At 71.8% G+C, this 16312-nt stretch carries 15 protein-coding genes; 11 read left to right on the forward strand and 4 right to left on the reverse strand.

Going from position 1 to position 16312, the window contains the following annotated elements; all coding sequences use genetic code 11:
- Nucleotides 1-52: 52 nt before the first annotated feature.
- The 7 genes from hpnE to ACWCPW_RS42685 all read left to right on the forward strand — a co-directional run bounded on the left by hpnE (nt 53) and on the right by ACWCPW_RS42685 (nt 8531).
- Nucleotides 53-1426, forward strand: a complete 1374-nt coding sequence (gene hpnE / locus ACWCPW_RS42655) for a hydroxysqualene dehydroxylase HpnE (RefSeq protein WP_449767010.1) — start codon at nt 53-55, stop codon at nt 1424-1426.
- Nucleotides 1423-2451 carry a polyprenyl synthetase family protein gene (locus tag ACWCPW_RS42660; RefSeq protein WP_395859672.1) on the forward strand — a complete coding sequence of 343 codons (1029 nt, stop codon included), beginning with the start codon at nt 1423-1425 and terminating at the stop codon, nt 2449-2451. Before hpnE ends, ACWCPW_RS42660 begins: the two co-directional genes overlap by 4 nt.
- A 4-nt stretch (nt 2452-2455) precedes the next feature.
- Nucleotides 2456-4369 carry a squalene--hopene cyclase gene (shc, locus tag ACWCPW_RS42665; protein ID WP_449767011.1) on the forward strand — a complete coding sequence of 638 codons (1914 nt, stop codon included), beginning with the start codon at nt 2456-2458 and terminating at the stop codon, nt 4367-4369.
- A 2-nt stretch (nt 4370-4371) separates the two neighbouring features.
- Nucleotides 4372-5010: a phosphorylase family protein gene (locus ACWCPW_RS42670; RefSeq protein WP_449767012.1), complete on the forward strand. Its 639-nt coding sequence runs from the start codon at nt 4372-4374 to the stop codon at nt 5008-5010.
- Nucleotides 4991-6370 carry an aspartate aminotransferase family protein gene (locus ACWCPW_RS42675; RefSeq protein WP_449767013.1) on the forward strand — a complete coding sequence of 460 codons (1380 nt, stop codon included), beginning with the start codon at nt 4991-4993 and terminating at the stop codon, nt 6368-6370. Before ACWCPW_RS42670 ends, ACWCPW_RS42675 begins: the two co-directional genes overlap by 20 nt.
- Before the next feature lie 83 nt (nt 6371-6453).
- Nucleotides 6454-7332, forward strand: coding sequence for an amidohydrolase family protein (locus tag ACWCPW_RS42680; protein WP_449767014.1), 879 nt, complete (start codon nt 6454-6456; stop codon nt 7330-7332).
- Between the two features lie 5 nt (nt 7333-7337).
- On the forward strand, nt 7338-8531 hold the full coding sequence (locus ACWCPW_RS42685) for an amidohydrolase family protein (protein ID WP_449767015.1): 1194 nt from the start codon (nt 7338-7340) through the stop codon (nt 8529-8531).
- A gap of 133 nt (nt 8532-8664) precedes the next feature.
- On the opposite strand, the gene ACWCPW_RS42690 is transcribed toward ACWCPW_RS42685, so the two are convergent.
- Nucleotides 8665-9555: an NAD(P)H-binding protein gene (locus ACWCPW_RS42690; RefSeq protein ID WP_449767016.1), complete on the reverse strand. Its 891-nt coding sequence runs from the start codon at nt 9553-9555 to the stop codon at nt 8665-8667.
- A gap of 123 nt (nt 9556-9678) precedes the next feature.
- Between ACWCPW_RS42690 and ACWCPW_RS42695 the strand changes: the two genes are divergently transcribed.
- Both ACWCPW_RS42695 and ACWCPW_RS42700 read left to right on the forward strand, forming a co-directional pair.
- A complete protein-coding gene (locus ACWCPW_RS42695; protein ID WP_449767017.1) occupies nt 9679-10518 on the forward strand; it encodes a LysR family transcriptional regulator in 840 nt (279 codons plus the stop codon).
- A gap of 109 nt (nt 10519-10627) precedes the next feature.
- Complete coding sequence (locus tag ACWCPW_RS42700) at nt 10628-11113, forward strand: nitroreductase/quinone reductase family protein (protein ID WP_449767018.1); 486 nt, start codon at nt 10628-10630, stop codon at nt 11111-11113.
- Nucleotides 11114-11290: 177 nt separating this feature from the next.
- Here ACWCPW_RS42700 and ACWCPW_RS42705 read toward each other — a convergent pair whose 3' ends face one another.
- Nucleotides 11291-12688 (reverse strand): acyl-CoA synthetase, encoded by a 1398-nt coding sequence (locus ACWCPW_RS42705; RefSeq protein ID WP_449767019.1) that lies wholly within the window; start codon nt 12686-12688, stop codon nt 11291-11293.
- 278 nt (nt 12689-12966) lie between these two features.
- Between ACWCPW_RS42705 and ACWCPW_RS42710 the strand changes: the two genes are divergently transcribed.
- Both ACWCPW_RS42710 and ACWCPW_RS42715 read left to right on the forward strand, forming a co-directional pair.
- Nucleotides 12967-13809, forward strand: a complete 843-nt coding sequence (locus ACWCPW_RS42710; RefSeq protein WP_449767020.1) for a hypothetical protein — start codon at nt 12967-12969, stop codon at nt 13807-13809.
- A gap of 276 nt (nt 13810-14085) precedes the next feature.
- Nucleotides 14086-14670 carry a TerD family protein gene (locus tag ACWCPW_RS42715; protein ID WP_449767021.1) on the forward strand — a complete coding sequence of 195 codons (585 nt, stop codon included), beginning with the start codon at nt 14086-14088 and terminating at the stop codon, nt 14668-14670.
- Between the two features lie 41 nt (nt 14671-14711).
- Here the strand turns inward: ACWCPW_RS42715 and ACWCPW_RS42720 are convergent, their stop codons facing one another.
- Together ACWCPW_RS42720 and ACWCPW_RS42725 are read right to left on the reverse strand one after the other, a co-directional pair.
- A complete protein-coding gene (locus tag ACWCPW_RS42720; RefSeq protein ID WP_449767022.1) occupies nt 14712-15296 on the reverse strand; it encodes a sigma-70 family RNA polymerase sigma factor in 585 nt (194 codons plus the stop codon).
- Between the two features lie 294 nt (nt 15297-15590).
- Complete coding sequence (locus ACWCPW_RS42725) at nt 15591-16145, reverse strand: DUF3558 family protein (RefSeq protein WP_449767023.1); 555 nt, start codon at nt 16143-16145, stop codon at nt 15591-15593.
- Nucleotides 16146-16312 lie beyond the last annotated feature (167 nt).

Raw genomic sequence — 16312 nt, forward strand, 5'->3', positions numbered from 1 at the left:
GCCGGTCGCAGGGGCCGGTACAGGGATTGATCACGTGGGTACGGAGCAAGGCATGAGCGCACGCATGGTGGTGATCGGGGGCGGTCTGGCGGGCATCACCGCCGCGCTGGCCGCCGCCGACGCCGGCGTCCGGGTCACCCTCCTGGAGGGCCGGCCCCGGCTGGGCGGCGCGACGTTCTCGCTGCGCCGCGACGACATGTGGCTCGACAACGGGCAACACGTGTTCCTGCGCTGCTGCACCGAGTACATCTCCTTCCTGGAGCGCATCGGCAGCGCCGACAAGGTCTACCTCCAGCCCCGGATGGACGTCCCGGTCCGCACCCCCTGGGGCACCCGCACCCGGCTGCGCCGCTCCGCCCTGCCCGCCCCGCTGCACCTGTCCTCGGCGCTGGCCCGCTACCCCCTGCTGACCATGGCCGGCCGGGCCCGGGTCGGCCTGGCCGCACTCGCCCTGCGCCGCCTGGAACCGGCCGATGCGGCCCTGGACGAACTCACCTTCGCCGCGTGGCTGGACCGCTTCGGCGTCACCGCCCGCGAGCGCGAGGCGATGTGGGACCTGATCGGCATCGCCACGCTCAACCTGCCCGCCACCGAGGCATCCCTCGGCATGGCCGTCAAGGTCTTCCGCACCGGCGTGCTCGACCGCAACGACGGCGCCGACATCGGCTGGAGCCTGGTCCCGCTCCAGGAACTGCACGGCGACGCGGCGAGCCGCGCGCTGGAGCGCGCGGGCGTGCGGGTGCACCTGCGCACCCGGGTGGACGCGCTCGACGCCGGCGCCGGCGGGTTCGCGATACACGCCGGCGGCGAGCGGATCGAGGCGGACGCGGTGGTGCTGGCCGTACCGCACTACGACGCGGCCCGACTGCTGCCCGCGGGCGCCCTGCTGCTCGGCGACATGCCCGCCGACCCGACCCTGCTCGCCGGCCTGGGCACCTCGCCGATCGTCAACCTGCACGTGCTCTACGACCGCCCGGTCCTGGACGTCCCGCTCGCCGCGGGCATCGGGAGCCCGGTCCAGTGGATGTTCGACCGCAGCGCCGGCCACGGACTGGCGGCCGGCCGCTACGTGGCCGTGTCGCTGTCCGCGGCGGGTCGGGAAATCGACCTGACGAGCGCACAGCTCCGGGATAGGTTCGTCCCGGAGCTGGCCCGCGTGCTGCCCTCGGCCCGAAACGCCCGGGTCGAGCGGTTCGTGGTCACCAAGGAGCGGGCCGCGACCTTCCGTCCCGCTCCCGGTTCGGGCCGGCTTCGTCCCGGGCCCCGGACCGCGGTCCCCGGTCTCGCCCTGGCCGGGGCGTGGACCGCCACCGGATGGCCCGCGACGATGGAGGGCGCCGTTCGCAGCGGCCTTTCCGCCGCCCGCGAGGCCCTCCCGCATCTCGGCCGCACCCGTGCCATCCCGGAGAGGACGACGCCGCTATGACGCTCGCCGACGCATCGATCGCCCCCGCCGTGCTCGATCGCGCGCGCGAGGCGAGCCGCCCCGCGCTGCGGGTCGCGACGGCCCGACTCGAACCGCCCCTGGCCCGCGTGGCCGCGTATCACATGGGGTGGGCCGACGAGGCCGGTCGCGAACTGCCCGGCAACGGCGGCAAGGCGCTGCGCCCCGCGCTCGCGCTGCTCTCCGCCGAGGCGGTCGGCGCGCCGACCGGCGTGGGCGTGCCCGGCGCCGTCGCGGTCGAACTCGTGCACAACTTCTCGCTGATCCACGACGACCTCATGGACGGCGACGAGGAACGTCGGCATCGGCCCACCGCGTGGAAGGTCTTCGGCCCGGGACTCGCCGTCCTGGCCGGTGACGGTCTGCTCGTGCTGGCCGAACAGGTCCTGATGGACGCCGACGACGCGGACGGCGATCGTGCCGCCCGACTGCTCACCGAGGCCACCGCCCGGTTGATCGACGGACAGTCCCAGGACCTGTCCTTCGAGGCCCGACTCGACGTCAGCGTCGAGGAGTGCCTGACCATGGCGGGCAACAAGACCGGGGCCCTGCTGGCCTGCGCGTCGGCGATCGGGGCGGCCCTCGCGGGCGCCGACGAGCGCACCGTGCAGGCGCTGTACGGCTTCGGGCACCACCTCGGCGTCGCCTTCCAGGCGGTGGACGACCTGCTGGGGATCTGGGGGCGACCCGAGGTCACCGGCAAACCCGCCTGGAACGACCTGCGCCGACGCAAGAAGTCCGTGCCGGTCGTCGCCGCCCTCTCGAGCGACACGACCGCCGGACGCGAGCTGGCGCGCATCTACACGGACGAAGGACCGCGCAACGAGGAGGGACTCGCCCTGGCCGCACGCCTGGTCGAGGAGGCGGGCGGACGTGCCCGCACCGAGACCGAGGCGGCACGGCGCCTGGAGCAGGCCATGGCCTGCCTGGACTCCCTGGACGTCCCGCAAGGTACCTACACGGACCTGACCTCACTCGCGGCCTTCACCACCACTCGGGAGTTGTGAAGAGATGACAGTGACCGTCCAGCCGGGAATCGGCGACGTCGACGACGACGGGGTCAGGGGCGCACTCGACAAGGCCGTCGCCCATCTGATGGAGCTTCAGGACGACGCGGGCTGGTGGAAGGGGGAGCTGGAGACCAACGTCACGATGGACGCGGAGGATCTGCTCTTCCGCGAGTTCCTCGGCATCCGCACCGAGGAGCAGACCCTGGCCAGTGCGCGCTGGATCCGCGCCAACCAGCGCTCGGACGGCACCTGGGCGACCTTCTTCGGCGGTCCCGCCGACCTGTCGGTGACCGTCGAGGCGTACGTCGCGCTCAAGCTGGCCGGTGACGACCCGGACGCCAAGCACATGGCCGCTGCGGCCGCCTTCATCCGCGACGGCGGCGGCATCGCCAACACCCGGGTGTTCACCCGGTTCTGGCTGGCCTTCTTCGGCTGGTGGTCGTGGGACGACCTGCCGGTGTTGCCACCGGAGATCATCTACCTGCCCAAGTGGTTCCCGCTCAACGTCTACGACTTCGCCTGCTGGGCCCGGCAGACCATCGTGCCGCTGACCATCGTCAGCTCGCTGCGCCCGGTCCGGCCCGCGCCGTTCGAGCTCGCCGAACTGCGCCCCACCGGCGCGGTCCGGAGCCGGCCCGCCGCCGACGACCCGTGGTCGCGGGTGTTCCGCGCGCTGGACGCCGGGCTGCACCAGTACCAGAAGCGGCCGATCAAGCCGATCCGGCAGGCCGCGATGCGCAAGGCCGAGCAGTGGATCGTCCAGCGCCAGGAGGCGGACGGCGGATGGGGCGGCATCCAGCCGCCGTGGGTCTACTCGCTGATCGCGCTGCGGCTGATGGGCTACCCGCTCAACCACCCGGTGATGGCGCAGGGCATCAAGGGCCTGGACGGGTTCACCATCGTGGACACCGACGAGGACGGCGAGCTGCGCCGCCGGTTCGAGGCGTGCCAGTCGCCGGTGTGGGACACCGGGCTGACCCTGGTCGCGCTGCGGGACGCGGGAGTTCCGGCCGCCGACCCCAGGGTGGTCAAGGCGGCCGGGTGGCTGATGGACGAGGAGATCCGCGAGGTCGGCGACTGGGCGGTGCGCCGGCCGGACCTGGAACCGGGCGGCTGGGCCTTCGAGTTCGCCAACGACTACTACCCGGACACCGACGACACGGCCGAGATCGTGATGGCCCTGCGCTACACCGACCACCCGGACGGCGCGCGCAAGGACGCGGTCCTGGACCGGGCCGAGCGGTGGACGGCCGGGATGCGCAGCAAGGACGGCGGGTGGGGCGCGTTCGACGCGGACAACGTCAGCATCCTGCCGCTGAAGCTGCCGTTCTGCGATTTCGGCGCGGTCACCGACCCGCCCTCGGCCGACGTCACCGCGCACATCGTGGAGATGCTCGCCGACGGCGGCGCCCGCTACAGCTCCTATGTCGCCGACGGCGTCAAGTGGTTGATGGACCATCAGGAGGCGGACGGCTCCTGGTTCGGTCGCTGGGGCGCGAACTACATCTACGGCACCGGCGCGGTGCTGCCGGCGCTGGTGACCGCCGGCGTCGACCCCCGGCACGCGGCGATCCGGCGCGCGGTGCGCTGGCTGGAGGCGCGGCAGAACCCGGACGGCGGCTGGGGCGAGAACCTGCGCAGTTACGATCAGCCGAAGACCTGGTCCGGGCGCGGTGAATCCACCGCGTCGCAGACCGCGTGGGCGCTGCTCGCGCTGCACGCGGCGGGCGAGTTCGGCAAGGTCGCGCAGCGCGGCATCTCCTGGCTGACCGAGCATCAGAACGAGCTGGGCGGGTGGGACGAGCCGCAGTTCACCGGCACCGGCTTCCCCGGCGACTTCTACATCAAGTACCACATGTACCGGCTCGTCTTCCCCGTGATGGCGCTCGGCCGGTACGCCAGGACGACGGACTGAACATGCCCCTGATGGTGGTCACCCCGCTGCGCATCGAGATGCGCGCGGTCGAGGCGGGGCTGATGGGCGCCTTCAACGTGCGCGTGGTGCGCGCGGGGATGGGACCGGACAAGGCTCGCGCCCGGGCGCGAGCCCTGTCCGCGCTCCCGGCCGCCGAGTACGGCTCGCTCGCGGTCGCGGGATTCGGCGCGGGCGTGGGGGAGCAGGTCGCGGTGGGCGACGTGGTGATCGCCTCCGAGGTGCGCGGCTCGGATGGCACGGTGATCGAACTGCCGGGCTCCGAAGTGTTGTTGGAGTGGATGCGGCGGGTCTCGCCGAAGCTGAGACTGCATCACGGTCCGATCGAGACGGTGGACCGTCTGGTCAAGGGCCGGGCCCGGCAGGCGCTGCGCGAGCGCGGCGTGCTGGCGGCAGACATGGAGTCGGCGTACCTGCTCGCGGCGGCGGGCGATCGGCCGGCCGGGGTGGTTCGGGTGATCACCGACACCCCGGAGCGGGAACTGCTGCGGCCCCGCCTGCTGGTGGACGGTTTCAAGGCCTTCCGAACGTTGCGCCACGCGACCCCGGCCCTGCTTGACTGGGCCAACGACGAGCGAACCAAGTCAGGAGGTACGGCGGGCGATGACGTTCGACCTGGGTGAGACGTACGAGGCGTACGCGGACCGCGGCTTCGAGCTGCACGCGAAGCACCTCAACCCGCAACTCCCGCGCGTGCTGCGGACGATCGGCATGGACCGCGATTACGTCCGGGCCGAGGGGCCGTACCTGTACGACGACAGGGGCGACCGGTACCTGGACTTCCTGTCCGGGTTCGGCACCTACGGCGTGGGCCGGCACCACCCCGTCGTGCGCAAGGCGATGCAGGACGTGATCGCGCTCGACCTGCCGGACATCGTGCACTTCCACACCCCGCCGCTGGCCGCCGCGCTGGCCGACCGGCTGTTGGCCCGGGCGCCGGGGATGGACCGGGTGTACTTCTGCAACAGCGGGACGGAGGCGGTCGAGGCGGCGCTGAAGTTCGCCCGTTTCGCCACCGGGCGGCGGCGGATCGTCTACATCGACCACGCCTTCCACGGGCTGACCACGGGCGCGCTCTCGGTCAACGGCGCGGCCGAGTTCCGCAAGGGCTTCGAGCCGCTGCTGCCGGACGTGGGCATCGCGCTGGGTGATCTGGACGCGCTGGCCCGGGAGTTGAAGCGCGGCGACGTCGCGGCGCTGATCATCGAGCCGATCCTGGGCAAGGGCGTGCTGGCGCCGCCGCCGGGCTGGCTGGCCGCCGCGCAGCGGTTGTTGCGCGAACACGGCGCGTTGTTGATCGCCGACGAGGTGCAGACCGGGATGGGCCGCACCGGCAAGTTCTTCGCGTACCAGTGGGAGGACGGCGTCGAGCCGGACATCGTCACGGTCGCCAAGGCGCTGTCGGGTGGATACGTGCCGATCGGCGCGACGCTGACCCGGGACTGGGTGTTCAAGAAGGTCTACTCGACGATGGACCGCGTGCTCGTACACGACTGCACGTTCGGCGGCAACAACCAGGCGATGGCGGCGGGTCTGGCCACCCTGGCGGTGCTCGACGACGAGGACCTGATCGGCAACAGCGCGCGGATGGGCGACGCGTTCGTGGCCGGGCTGGCCCCGCTGATCGACAAGTACGAGCTGTTCGCCGAGGTGCGCGGGCGGGGCCTGATGATCGGCCTGGAGTTCGGGAAGCCGCGCTCGCTCAAGCTGCGCGCCGGGTGGACGGCGTTGCAGGCGGCCCGGCACGGGTTGTTCGCGCAGATGGTGGTGGTACCGCTCTTCCAGCGGCACCGGGTGCTGACCCAGGTCGCGGGCGATCACATGGACGTGATCAAGCTGCTGCCGCCGTACGTCGTGGGGCCCGAGGACGTGGAGCACTTCGTCGCCGGGTTCGTGGACGTGATGGACGACGCGCACAAGGGCACCGGTTTGATGTGGGACTTCGGGCGGACCCTGATCAAGCAGGCGATGAGCAACCGCTGACGCCCTCGATGGCTATGGCCGATACCCCCTGCTGCTGTTAAGTTGATGGAGTCAATCAACTTGATGGCGCAGGGGGTTTTGCCATGTCCGCAGTCGGGTCCACGGCCGGGGCGGGGGCGATCGACTTGATGATCGGTTTCCCCAGCGCACAGGCCAAGAGCCACTACGACTTCCTGAAGCCGCAACTGCGCGACGCGGAGAGCGGCGAGATGGAGTTCCCCGCCGAGTACATGTTCAAGGGGGTGCCGAACCACCTGGACGAGGGCGTCGACCCGATCGCGGTGACGCTCGGGCAGATGGACGCCTGCGGCGTCGAGATCGGCCTGGTCGGGATGAGCGAGACCGCGCTGCGGGCGATCGCCGAGCACCCCGACCGGTTCCGGCCCACGCTGGAGGTGGACCCGAACGACATCACCACCGCGGTCCGCCGGATCCGCCGGGCGTACGAGGAGCACCACATCGTCGCGGTGACCACGTTCCCGGCCGGCTGCAACCCGCAGGTGCCGGTGAGCGATCGGCGCTACTACCCGATCTACCAGACCTGCATCGACCTGGACCTGCCGATCGTCTCCAACGCGGGCATCGCCGGCCCGCGCGTGCCGTCCGCGTGTCAGGACGTCATGCACTTCGACCAGGTCTGTTACGACTTTCCGGAGTTGCGCATCGTGATGCGCCACGGCGCGGAGCCGTGGGAGGACCTCGCGGTCAAGCTGATGCTCAAGTGGCCGGGGCTGTACTACATGACGTCGGCGTTCGCGCCGAAGTACTACCCCAAGGCGATCGTCGACTACGCCAACACGCGCGGCGCGGACAAGGTGATGTACGCGGGCTACTACCCGATGGGCCTGTCCCTGGAGCGGATCTTCCGGGAACTGCCGCAGGTGCCGTTCAAGCCCGAGGTGCGGGCGAAGTTCCTGCGGGAGAACGCGATGCGGGTGTTCAAGCTGGACGGAAAGGGGTGAGGGCCGTGTCGGATCGGCACACGATCATCTCGGCGGACGGGCACGCCGGCGCCGGGATGGACACCTATCGCGAATTCCTGGACCCGTCCTGGCGCGCGGAGTTCGACGACTGGCGGGAGCGCTACCGCAACCCGTTCCGAGACCTCCAGGGCGACGGCCGCACCCGCAACTGGGACGACGACCGGCGGATCGCCGAGTTGGCCGCGGACGGCATCGTCGCCGAGGTGGTGTTCCCCAACACGGTGCCGCCGTTCTTCCCGACCGGGCAACTGCTCGCCCGTCCGCCGTCGGCACGCTCCTACGCCCGCCGGCTGGCCGGGATCCGGGCGCACAACCGGTGGCTCGCCCAGTGGTGCGGCGGGGCGAACGCGGTGCGTCGGGCCGGGCTGGCCCAGGTGTTCCTGAACGACGTCGAGGACGCGGTCGCCGAGGCGGTGTGGGCCAAGGAGCAGGGGCTCGCGGGCATCCTGATCCCGACCACACCACCGGACGTGAGCGGCATCCTGCCGCTGTACGCGCCGGAGTGGGACCGGCTCTGGGAGGTGTGCCAGGACCTGGAGTTGGCGGTGGTCAACCACGGCGGGTCGGGCAGCCCGGACTACGGCGACCACCCCGCCGCGACGTTCCTGTGGATCGCCGAGGCGACGCTGTTCTCCCGTCGGCCGCTGACCCACATGCTGCTGTCCGGGGCGTTCGCGCGCTTCCCCGGGCTCAAGTTCGCCGTCACCGAGCAGGGCGCGGCCTGGATTCCGCCGCTGCTGCGGCAGTTGGACGGCTACCACGCGCAGATGGCCACCGGTCGCATCGGTGAACTCAAGTACACCGAGGCCGATCGGCTGCCGGAGCCGCCCAGCGCGTACTTCGCCCGCAACTGCTGGGTGGGCGCGAGCTTCCCGTCGCCGACGGAGGCGCTGGCGCGGCACGAGTTGGGCATCGACCGCTACATGTGGGGCGCGGACTACCCGCACGACGAGGGCACCTATCCGTACACGCGGGAGGCGCTGCGCCGGTCCTTCCACGACGCCTCGCCGACCGAGTTGCGCGCGATCCTGGCCGGCAACGCGGCGACGCTGTACGGCTTCGACCTGCCCGCGCTGGACGCGCTGGCGGCCGAGGTCGGCCCGACCCACGCGGAACTCGCCGAGCCCCTGGCCGACCTCCCCGCGGACAGCAACAGCCCGGCGTTCACCCGGCCGTAGCCGCCTCGTCCACCGCCGAACCCTCCTCGATCGGCTCGGCCGCCGTCGACGGTCGCCGGTGGTCGTCGGCAGGCATCAGCGCCCCGGCGGCGCGCCGGACCGAGCGCGGGCAAAGGGGAGTCGCCCCTCGACCTCAGGACGCCACGGCCGGCCGCAGCACCTCCTCGCACCATCGGCGGAATGTGGTCGGCGCGTCGTCGGGAGTGGTCGGCGCGTCGGCGCCGTAGTAGCCCTGGGCGTCCAGCGACTCGGCCATGTCGGCGAGTCCCTGCGCCCAGGCCTCGCCCACCCCGTGGCCGAGCATGGCCGCCTTGTAGTCCGCGCTGCTCGTCCGTTGCGCACGTACCGGCCGGCCCAGCACCTCGGACGCGACCCTCGCCATGCCCTCGGGGGACAAGTCGTCGGGGCCGACCAGCGGCACGTCCCGCGCCCCGGTCCAGGAGTCGTCGAGGAGCAGTCGGGCCGCCGCGTCGGCGATGTCCCGGGTGGCGCAGGTGCGCAGGACGCGGTCCTGGTGGGCGGCCAGGAAGAATGTCCCCGTGTGCCGGATCGCCTCGACCTGGCCCAGCAGGTTCTCCATCAGGAAGGGCGGACACAGCGCCCGGTAGTGCACATCCATGGCGGTGATCGTCTCGTCCATGGCGAGCGAGGCGGAGATCTGTCCGGCGTTCTTCGCCACGCCGCGCCCGAGGGTGGAGACGCCGACGACCCGGCGGATGCCGTGGCCGCCCACCACCTCGCGCAGCGGCTCGGTGAAGTCGCGAAAGTGGCCTTCGACGCTCCCCGCTCCGGGCGTCGGCGGCACCAGCCAAAAGATTCGGTCGGCACCCGCGCACGCCTGCTTCAGCACGGCGGGGTCCGCGTGCGAACCCGTCACCACCTCGACCTGTTCGCGGACGCGTGGGGAGAGGCGGGCGGGGTCACGGGCGATCACCCGGATCGCCGGGATGTCGTTCGGGGCGTCGAGGAGGCGGGCCAGGAGCCCGCCGCCGATTTGTCCGGTCGGGGTGGTGACGACGATCACGAAAACTCCAGGAGAGGTGTTCGAGGGGATGTCCTCGAGCCTGCCGGGTGGAGCGCCCGAACTGAAGGACCGATCCGCTCCCGCTTGTTACCCTCGGGGCAATACCGAACGGAGGGGGAGGACTTGGAATCCCGCCCGCTGCGCTACTTCGTCGCCGTCGCCGAGGAACTGAACTTCGCCCGCGCCGCCGAGCGGTTGGGGATCTCCCCGCCGCCGCTGTCCCGCGCGATCCGGGGGTTGGAGACGGAACTGGGTGTGACCTTGTTCGAGCGGACCACGCACAGTGTGGCGCTGACCCCGGCCGGAGCGGTGCTGCTCGCGGAGGCGAGGCCCGCGCTGGACGCCTTGGACGCGGCCGGGCGGCGCGCTCGGCGCGCGGCCGATACCGAGCCGAAACTGGTGCTCGCGGTCAAGGCCGACGGGGACGGGGGATTGTTGGAGCCGATCCTGGCGCGGTACGGGGCCGAGACGGGGGCCGTGCCGGTCGTCGTCCGACTGTGCGCCTGGCACGAACAGCCGGGGCTCCTGCGCCGGGGCGAGGCCGATGTGGCCCTGGTGTACGAGCCGTTCGACCGCACCGGCCTGGACGCGGAGGTCTTGGTCGCCGAACCGCGGGTGGCCGCCCTCGCCGCCGGCCACCCGCACGCCGGGCGGGAGGAGTTGACCCTCGCCGACCTCGGCCTGCGCCCCGGCGACGTGGACGGGTTCATCGACGAGAGCCGCCGTCAGGGCCGTGACCTCGCCCAGGTGCTCGCGCTCGTGGCACTGGGCGGCCGGATCCCGCTGCTACCCGTCTCCGTCGCCGCCCGCTATCCCCGTCCGGGCGTGGTCTACCGGCCGGTCGCGGACGTCCCACCCGCGGTTCTGGCCATCGCCTGGCCCGGGCAATCGCGCTCGGCGGCCGTGGCGAGTCTCGTTCGAACGGCCGCGTCGGTGGCCGAGCGGGGGGCCGTCGCGTCGTGACGCGGCCCACGTCGCGGGATGCCCGAACGGCCATTGATGGTTGGCGGGGGCCCGACTAGAGTCGCGCAACCGAACTGCCGCGCGTGCCTTCCCGGGAGCGAAAACGATCATGGTGGAACAGAAGAACGACGAGTTCATCGAGCCCTCGCCCGAGGAGATCGTTCTCTTCACCAAGGAGCACGTCTCGCAGATGGAGCAGTCGGACGGCGACGACGTCTGGCTCCTGGCCGGGATGAACCACGTCCTCGTGCACACGGTCGGCCGCAAGAGCGGCAAGCTGCACAAGGTCGCGCTCCCGTTCTGGGCGGACGAGAACGGCCACCGCGTCGTGGTCGGTTCCTTCGCCGGCGCCGCCAAGCACCCGTCCTGGTACGTGAACCTGTCCGACCGCACGGCCAACCCGCAACTGCTGGTCCGCGTCCAGCACGCCACGTACTGGAGCACCGCCGAGATCCTCGACGGCGACGAGTACACCAAGACCTGGGCCGCGCTCACCACCGACCGCGAGTACTACAACAACTACCAGACCCGCACCGACCGCCGGATTCCCTTGGTCCGCCTCCCGGAAACGAGCCTCATCGCCCGCCGCGACTGACGCCCCGTGTCACCCGGCGCACGGCCGGCCTCGCTTGCCCGCCGCGACCGAGGCCTCGGCACGCCCGGTGCGTGGCCGCTTCGATCCCCCGCCGCGACCGAGGCCTCGGTACGCCCGGTGCGTGGCCGTCTTCGATCCCCCGCCGCGACCGAGGCCTCGGCACGCATCGTGCGTGGGTCAGGGGGTCAGTTGTTTCTTCTGCACCTTGCCCATGGCGTTGCGGGGGAGCGTGGGGACGAACAGGACGCGCCGGGGGCGTTTGTGGGCGGACAGGGTCGTCGCGACGTGGTCGATGAGCTGACGCTCCGTCACCTCGGCGCCGGAAACCACGAAGGCGACGATTTCCTGGCCCAGATCGGGGTGCGCGACGCCGATCACCGCCGCCTCCCGGACGGCCGGGTGGGCCAGTAGCGAAGCCTCCACCTCGCCCGCGCCGACCCGGTAGCCGCCGGTCTTGATCAGGTCGGTGCTCGCCCGGCCGACGATGCGATGCCGGCCCTCGGCGTCGATCACCGCGACGTCGCCGGTGCGGAACCAGCCGTCCGGGGTCAGCGTCTCGGCGGTCGCGTCGGGGCGGTTCAGGTAGCCCTGGAACAGGGTCGGCGAATCGATCTGCAACTCGCCGACCGTTTCGCCGTCGTACGGACACGCGGACCCGTCCTCGCCGACCAGTCGGGTGCGTACGCCCGCGATCGGCGATCCGACGAAGCCGGGTCGGCGCTCGCCGTCCGCCCGAGTGCTGATCGTGATCAGCGTCTCGGTCATGCCGTACCGCTCGATCGGCCGGTGCCCGGTGAGTTCGGTCAGCCGCTCGAACACCGGGACGGGCAGCGGCGCGCTCCCGGACACCAGCAACCGCGCGCCCGCGAGCGCGCGTGCCGAGTCCTCGTCCCGCGTGACCCGCGACCACACCGTGGGCACGCCGAAGTACATGCTCCCGCCGGCCCGCGCGTACGCCTCCGGCGTGGGCCGGCCGGTGTGCACCACCCGCGAGCCGACGCGCAGCGCGCCGAGTACGCCCAGCACGAGGCCGTGCACGTGGAACAGCGGCAGGCCGTGGACCAGGACGTCGTCCGGCGTCCACACCCACGCTTCGGTGAGGCCGTCCAGGCCGGCCGCGATCGCCGCGTGCGGGATCAGCACGCCCTTCGGCGGACCCGTGGTGCCGCTCGTGTACAGGATCAGCGCGGTGGTGTCCGGCGCCGGCTCCCGGTGTGTGCTCGCCGAGCGCGCGGTGACGTCCACCGGCATGGTCGCCAACCCGGTGTCGGTCCACGGGCCCGGCGCGAGCAGCAGTACCGCGCCCGAGTCGGACAGGATGTGCGCGCGCTCCAGCGGACCCGAGTCGGGCGGGACCGGGACCACCGGGACGCCCGCGATCAGGCCGGCCAGCGTGGCCACCACGGTGGCCGAACTCGCGTCCGCGCGCAGCGCGACGGCCGGCGCGCCCGCGATGCGATCCGCCAACGCCGTCGCGGCCCCGAACAGCGCCTCGCGTGACATCGCCTCCCCGGCCACCGTGACCGCGTCGAACCGATCCGGCACGGGTGAGTCAAGCGAGACGAGAGCAGACACGAACCAACCTCCAGCCACGACAACCGACCCGCCGATGCTAGTGCGCGCGGGGCCGCGTCAGGCGCCGTCGACCGAACCCGCGCCCCGGCCCGGCGTCCGCGCGCCGCGCGGCACCCGCGACGGCGGGCGATCCCGCGTCGCGCGTCGTCGCGCGCCAAGGGATTCCCCCGGGACAACGGGTGGGTCGGCGCATAGCGTGGGGGTGAGTGGGGCGGGGGAACCGGCTGGGGGGTCGGCCCGTCCCAGGGGCAGGACAATCGGTGGAGCAAGGAGTGGTTGTGCGTCGAAATCGCGCGAGGACACTGAGGATCTCGGCCGTTGCGGCGGTGTGCGTATCGCTCGGCGCGCTGACCGCGTGCGCGAGCGCCGAGAGCCCGCTGTCGACCATCGAGAAGACGTCGCCGACCGCTCCGGTGACCGAGCCGGCGGGCTCCGGACTGGACGAGAACGTCCGCAACGAGGACCTCGACGCGGGCGAACTGGCGCGCCGGGCAAAGCAGTCCGCGACCAACCTCAAGACCGTGCACGTGGTGGCGGACATCGTCTCCGGCGGCAAGGCGATGCGGCTCGACCTGCGCGTGGACCGCGGCAGCGAGGACTTCCAGGGCACCATCCAGGAGAACGACGTCCGGCTGGACGTGCGCCGGGTCGGCTCCGACATGTACGTCAAGGGCGACGAGCGGGCGTACCGCTCGCTGGTCGGCACCGTGGACGGCGAACTCGCCGCCAAGCTGCTCGCCGGCAAATGGCTCAAGGGCGACGTCAACAGCGAGAAACTGCGCGGCGTCCGCAGCATCACCACCGTCGCCGATCCCGGCACGGCCTTGAAGGACTTCCCCGAGGACGGCGTCAAGCTGCCCACCGAGACGATCGACAACCGCAGGATGATTCCGCTCACCGGCCCGCCCGGGAGCACCGGCGGCAAGGTCTACATCGAGGCCCAGGGCGGCAAGCCGTACCCGGTGCTGATCGTGTCCAAGGGTTCGACCAACAGCGGGTCGATCAGCTACGGCGACTTCGACGTCCCGGTCAAGGTGACCGTGCCGCCGGCCGCCGACGTGATCGAGATCCCCGACCGCACGAGCACGTCGGGCACGCCCCGCCCGGGCAGCACGGCCTGACGCCGCTCGCCCGACACCGCCCGCCCGTCGCCGAAGGTCGCCATCACCCCATGGAGCGAGTGATGCGCTCCGTGTGATCGCGCTGCTTCGGCCTGGCGCCGCCGATCGCGCGGAGTGCGCGGCCAACCGTGCGGCAGCGAGCAGCGGAAAAGGTGTGCCGCCGGCCTCGGAGCCCCCGACGGCGCAGCGCGGGCACGCCCTAGGATGCTCTGCGTCAACGCGCCGCGTCCGTCGACGAGGCGCGGCATCGGGGAACCACCGCGGAGGGGAGTTGCGATGACGGTTGTTCTCGCACAGGGGGAGCGCGTCACCATCGGCAAGGGCGAGGCCGGTTCGGTCGCCCGGGTCCGGATGGGACTGGGCTGGGACCCGATCAAGCACGAGGGGCTGCGGCCGGGGCTGCAGGCGCTCACCGGCGTCGACCTGGACGCGTCGTGCCTGCTGTTCGACGCCGATCACCATCTCGTGGACACCGTGTGGCCCAGGCAGTTGGTCTCCAAGGACGGCGCGGTCACGCACACCGGGGACAACACCACCGGGGCCGGCGAGGGTGACGACGAGTCGATCATCGTGGACCTCGCCGCGCTGCCGCTGCGCGTGACGGCGCTGGTCTTCACGGTCAGCGCGTTCACCAGCGACGACTTCTCCCGGGTCGCCAACGCGTTCTGCCGGCTGGTGGACGAGCGCGACGAGAGTGAACTCGTGCGCTACGAACTCTCCACCACCGACTCGCACGACAACGCGCAGATCATGGTCAAGCTCGCGCGCGGCGGTGACGGCTGGGTGCTCACCGCGATCGGCCGCTCGGCCAAGGGCAACACGTTCAGCGACCTGCTGCCCGAGGTCCAGAAGTACCTGTAGGCGTCACCTCGGCGGCAGACCCCGCCGCAGGCGACCGCGGACTACGCCGCGACGACGAGCCCGCGCTCGCGCGCGTAGTCCGCCAACGCCTCGCGCAGCCGGCGCCGACCCCGATGCAGGCGCGACATCACCGTGCCGAGCGGGACGCCCATGAACGCGGCGATGTCCTTGTACGGATAGCCCTCCACATCGGCCAGGTACACCGCGACCCGGAACTCCTCGGGCAACGCCCGCAGTGCGGCCACCACCTGCGAGTCCGGCAGGTGGTCCAACGCCTCGGTCTCCGCCGACCGCAGCCCGGTCGACTCGTGCGTTCCGGCCCGGTAGAGCTGCCAGTCCTCGATCTCCTGCACGCCCGACGCCACCGGTTGCCGCTGTTTCCGGCGGTAGGAGGTGATGAAGGTGTTGGTGAGGATCCGGTACAGCCAGGCCTTCAGGTTCGTTCCGTCGCGGAACTGATGGAAGGACGCGTACGCCTTCGTGAACGTCTCCTGGACCAGGTCCTCGGCGTCCGAGGCGTTGCGGGTCATGCGCAGCGCGGCCGGGTAGAGCGGGTCCAGGAACGGCACGGCGTCACGCTCGAAGCGTTCGCGCCGCGGTCCGGGGGTGGTCAGGAGATCAGTCAAGTCGTCGCTCCCGCTACACGTTGCACGGACCCGTCGGCGCCTGTCGGTCCCCACCGCGCCCGGGTATGTAAATCTCCCCTGCCCATCATGTTCCCGCCGATGCGGGAAACAGCCGGGCCATTGGTCCCTCATCGGTGCGAAATCGGCGCGCGGACCGACCCGCGCGCGAGATCGGCGCGATCGAGCGTGATCGGGACCCGCCGCGATCACGGAACGTCGGGATTCCTTCACACTGTGTCGACCGCGATGTTCCCCGGCCCGGCTCGGAGCCCTATGCTCACGGTGATGGGCGTGTCACAGCTTGGCCACCGCGAGCTTCGCCAGCGTGACCAACTGGTCCTTGGTCGGCGGCGGGTCGCCGCCGCCCGCGTTGAGCGAGAACACCGCCGTCTCGTCGCCGCGACGGGCCGCGATCACCAGCACGCCACCGATCGTGTCGGGCTGTACGTACACCGCCGCGTCGGCCACGCCCGGCACCTTCTCGGTCCGGGTGTCGCCCAGCGTGCCCAGGTAGGCGTCCATTGCCTTGTCCACACCGCCCGAGGTCTTCGAGCGGGTCGCGATCGTGCTGATCACCGGAGCCCCGTCGGCCGCCGCGTAGTCGCAGCCCAGCGGATTCTGCGCGGCCCGCAGCCCCGGCATCGCCAGCGCCTGCGAGACCTGCTCCGCGGTGAGCACCCCACACGCGTCCACCGCCCGCAAATCGCCGCCCGCGCCCGCGCCCGCGCCGGCCGCGGTCGGGCTCGGGCTCTTCGCGCCGTCCGCCTTCGTACCGCCGTCGTCGTTGCACGCGGCCACCGGCAGCACGACGGCCGCGACCGCGACCACCACGCCCATCCGAACCCTCACGGCGCTCCCCATTCCCGGCTCGTCCCCCCGGGACGTCTCCCGGCTCCCGGCATGATCCGACATTTCCCGGTCCGCGGTGCGGTCCCGCACAGATCGTCGCGGCTTCCGCCCGGCGCGACAATGCCGCCACGTCTCGCGATGCGGGCTGCGATCAAGCTCACACCACC

The organism is Embleya sp. NPDC001921 (genome assembly GCF_053594475.1).

What these genes read in the sequence shown, in the direction of transcription:
- ACWCPW_RS42680 (WP_449767014.1), top strand. Translation starts at nt 6,454, where the DNA reads ATGTCCGCAGTCGGGTCCACGGCCGGGGCGGGGGCGATCGACTTGATG.
- ACWCPW_RS42700 (WP_449767018.1), top strand. Translation starts at nt 10,628, where the DNA reads ATGGTGGAACAGAAGAACGACGAGTTCATCGAGCCCTCGCCCGAGGAG.
- ACWCPW_RS42670 (WP_449767012.1), top strand. Translation starts at nt 4,372, where the DNA reads ATGCCCCTGATGGTGGTCACCCCGCTGCGCATCGAGATGCGCGCGGTC.
- shc (WP_449767011.1), top strand. Translation starts at nt 2,456, where the DNA reads ATGACAGTGACCGTCCAGCCGGGAATCGGCGACGTCGACGACGACGGG.
- ACWCPW_RS42660 (WP_395859672.1), top strand. Translation starts at nt 1,423, where the DNA reads ATGACGCTCGCCGACGCATCGATCGCCCCCGCCGTGCTCGATCGCGCG.
- ACWCPW_RS42715 (WP_449767021.1), top strand. Translation starts at nt 14,086, where the DNA reads ATGACGGTTGTTCTCGCACAGGGGGAGCGCGTCACCATCGGCAAGGGC.
- ACWCPW_RS42675 (WP_449767013.1), top strand. Translation starts at nt 4,991, where the DNA reads ATGACGTTCGACCTGGGTGAGACGTACGAGGCGTACGCGGACCGCGGC.
- hpnE (WP_449767010.1), top strand. Translation starts at nt 53, where the DNA reads ATGAGCGCACGCATGGTGGTGATCGGGGGCGGTCTGGCGGGCATCACC.